Origin of the sequence: Streptomyces sp. 13-12-16, assembly GCF_002114215.1 — a bacterium.
Classification (GTDB): domain Bacteria; phylum Actinomycetota; class Actinomycetes; order Streptomycetales; family Streptomycetaceae; genus Streptomyces.
On record NZ_NCTE01001498.1, the window covers coordinates 1643 to 3866 of the forward strand.

1 protein-coding gene and 1 pseudogene are annotated in these 2224 nt (G+C 70.6%); one reads left to right on the forward strand and one right to left on the reverse strand.

Features of this window, described 5'->3' with window-relative positions; genetic code table 11:
• A pseudogene (locus B7767_RS47145) lies at window positions 1-305 on the forward strand (hypothetical protein); the annotation flags it as partial.
• Window positions 306-353: 48 nt separating this feature from the next.
• Here the strand turns inward: B7767_RS47145 and B7767_RS43410 are convergent.
• Window positions 354-1844 carry a SulP family inorganic anion transporter gene (locus B7767_RS43410; protein ID WP_085576569.1) on the reverse strand — a complete coding sequence of 497 codons (1491 nt, stop codon included), beginning with the start codon at window positions 1842-1844 and terminating at the stop codon, window positions 354-356.
• Window positions 1845-2224 lie beyond the last annotated feature (380 nt).

A 2224-nucleotide genomic window follows, 5' to 3' on the forward strand; every position in this document is an offset into this window, starting at 1 on the left:
ATTCGGACTGCGAGGGCTACTACGTCCCCGTCGACTTCGCCCGCGTCATCGTCGACGACGAGGCGCCGGGCGGCTGCCTCGGCTCGTCGGTACGGCTGCTCGCGGAAACCCGGCGGCTCGCCGAAGCCCTCGGTCTTCCCGAGGACACGGATCCGCACTCCGCGGAGGTCTTCGAAGCCGCCGACGCCGAGGAGCCCGCCGCGGAAGGATGGCGGCGTCACGGGGTCGAATCGTACGTCTGCCTGCAACTCCTGCGGGCCGCGAAGGTCTCGGTCGCGACCGGAGCGGCCATCGCCTTCGTGTGAACCACGCCCGCGTCGTCCAGGTGTGTACGGCCCTCCGGTCGTGTGCGGTCAGTGGCCGGCGGCCAGTTCACCGCTGAGCTTGTCGTGGAGCCGGGCGCTCGGGTCGTTGAGGCCGGTGATCTCGACGGTCTTGCCGCGCTGCCCGTACTTGGCCTCGATCGCGTCCAGGGCCGCGACGGAGGAGGCGTCCCAGATGTGCGCCGAGCTCAGGTCGATGACGACCTTCGCCGGGTCACCCGCGTAGTCGAACCGGCCGACCAGGTCGTTGGAGGAGGCGAAGAACAGCTCGCCGGTGACCCGGTAGACCACGGTGGTGCCGTCGGGGTCGGTGACGGCGGTGACCTCGGCGAGGTGGGCGACGCGCTTGGCGAAGACGACCATGGCGGTGATCGAGCCGGCGACGACACCGATGGCGAGGTTGTGGGTGGCCACGACGCAGGCCACGGTGACCACCATGACGGTGATCTCCCCCGCGGGCATCCGCCGGAGTGTCTTCGGGGCGACGGAGTGCCAGTCGAACGTCGCGAACGACACCATGACCATGACGGCGACCAGCGCGGCCATGGGGATGTCGGAGACGACGGGGCCGAAGACGATGCACAGCACCATCAGGAAGGCACCCGCCAGGAACGTCGACAGACGGGTGCGGGCTCCGGAGACCTTCACGTTGATCATGGTCTGGCCGATCATGGCGCATCCGCCCATGCCGCCGAAGAAGCCGGTGACGATGTTGGCGACGCCCTGGCCGACGGACTCCCGGGTCTTGTCGGAGTGGGTGTCGGTGATGTCGTCGACCAGCTTCGCGGTCATCAGCGACTCCATCAGACCGACCAGCGCCATCGCGAACGCGTACGGGGCGATCGTCGTCAGGGTGTCCAGGGTGAAGGGCACGTCCGGCAGGCCGGGCACGGGCAGCGAGGACGGCAGGGCCCCCTTGTCACCGACGGTCGGCACGGCGATCCCGGCCGCGACCGTGACGACGGTCAGGACGACGATGGAGACCAGCGGCGCCGGGATCACGGTGGTGACCCTGGGGAAGAACACCATCAGCGCCAGCCCGGCGGTGATCAGCGGGTAGACCGCCCACGGCACGTTCCGCATCTCGGGGACCTGGGCCATGAAGATGAGGATGGCGAGCGAGTTGACGAAACCGACCATCACCGAGCGCGGGATGAACCGCATCAGCCTCGCCACCCCCAGCGCGCCCAGGACGATCTGGAAGACACCGGCGAGGATGACCGCGGCGACCAGGTGGCCGAAGCCGTGCTCGCGGTTCAGGGGCGCGATGACGAGGGCGACGGCGCCGGTGGCGGCGGAGATCATCGCCCGCCGACCGCCGACGACCGCGATCGTCACGGCCATCGTGAAGGAGGCGAACAGGCCGATCGCGGGATCGACACCGGCGATGATCGAGAACGAGATGGCCTCGGGAATCAACGCGAGCGCGACCACCAGACCGGCCAGCACCTCGGTGCGCCAGACCTTCGGGTTGTTCAGCCAGTCCGGCTTGAGGCCGCGCAGCCGCGCGGCGGGAGTCACAGCAGCGGAAGACAAGAGGATGCGTACCCGTCGTGCTCGGGCACACCCCGTCGGCAGGTCGGGGCGTGCGGGAAGGAGGCGCGGGGGCCGGGCCGGCGCCCCGCGGACGGCCCGCGGGGCGGGCCGGAAGTCGAAAGGAGAGGAACGCGAGGCGGGGCGGCGCGCACGGCCGGCCGGGTGGCTCACATCCGAGGGCGAACGGTCACGGCGGGCAGGCGGCGGCGATCGGCGTCATGGGCTCGCGCACGCTCTCTCCCGCAAGGATCGGATCTTCGCCGGGGGCGCCGTCGGCCCCGGAACGGCAGCAGCGGGGCAGCCGGGCCGCCCTCGCCGCCGTCAACCCTACCCTAACGTTAGAGTAGAGACCGGCGGGGGCGCCC